The 969-nt window shown below is 62.8% G+C and carries 1 protein-coding gene; it reads left to right on the forward strand.

Annotated features, from left to right (window positions below; all coding sequences use genetic code 11):
• On the forward strand, positions 1 to 969 hold a 969-nt coding region (locus ACRXB1_RS36765), incomplete at both ends, for a DNA polymerase Y family protein (protein ID WP_449494868.1).

The raw sequence follows: 969 nt of genomic DNA on the forward strand, positions 1-969 counted from the left end.
TCCGCGATTCTCGATTTGCGTGGTGAACGTGGCAACGGCTGCCTTGAAAAGCCGCGAATAATGCCGGTACGAATCGAAATCCGTGGGCAGCAAGAAGGCGTCCGGCTGCGCGATTACGCCGGCCGGGGCGTGGTAACGACTTCCACTTACGAGGCCCGGGCGCTCGGTGTGTTTTCGGCCATGGGCATGATGAAAGCGGCGCAACTCGCGCCGGACGCCTTCTTGCTGCCCACGGATTTCGATTCGTACCGGCATTATTCGCGGCTTTTCAAGGCAGCCGTTGCCACGTTCACCACGCAAATCGAGAATCGCGGTATCGACGAAATCTATATCGATCTGACGGATTTGCCGGGCGACCCTGCCGACACCGCCGCGCGCATCAAGCAGGCCGTGCGGGACGCAACCGCCCTGTCGTGCTCGATCAGCGTCGCGCCGAACAAGCTGCTGGCCAAGATCGGCTCGGAACTGGACAAGCCCGATGGCCTCACCATCCTCACCGCCGCCGATATCCCGCTGAGGATCTGGCCGCTGGCAGTACGCAAGGTCAACGGCATCGGGCCGAAGGCGACCGAAAAGCTGGCCGGCATCGGCATAGAAACGGTCGGCGATCTGGCCCGTGCGGACCCGGAACTGCTCCAGGCTACCTTTGGGCGAAGCTATTCGGCGTGGCTCGTGGAAGTCGCGCAAGGTGAGGACGAACGGCCGGTGGTCGTGAGTTCGGAACCCAAGTCGATGAGCCGCGAAACCACGTTCGAGCGCGACCTTCACCCGCGCCAGGATCGCAGCACGTTGTCGGCGGCGTTCACGGATTTATGCACGCGGGTGGCCGACGACTTGCGGCGCAAAGGCTACGAAGGCCGCACGGTTGGCATCAAGCTGCGTTACAACGACTTCAGCACGGTCACGCGCGACCTTCACCCGCGCCAGGATCGCAGCACGTTGTCGGCGGCGTTCACGGATTTATGCACG

The sequence above is a fragment of the Caballeronia sp. M23-90 genome (assembly GCF_053574605.1).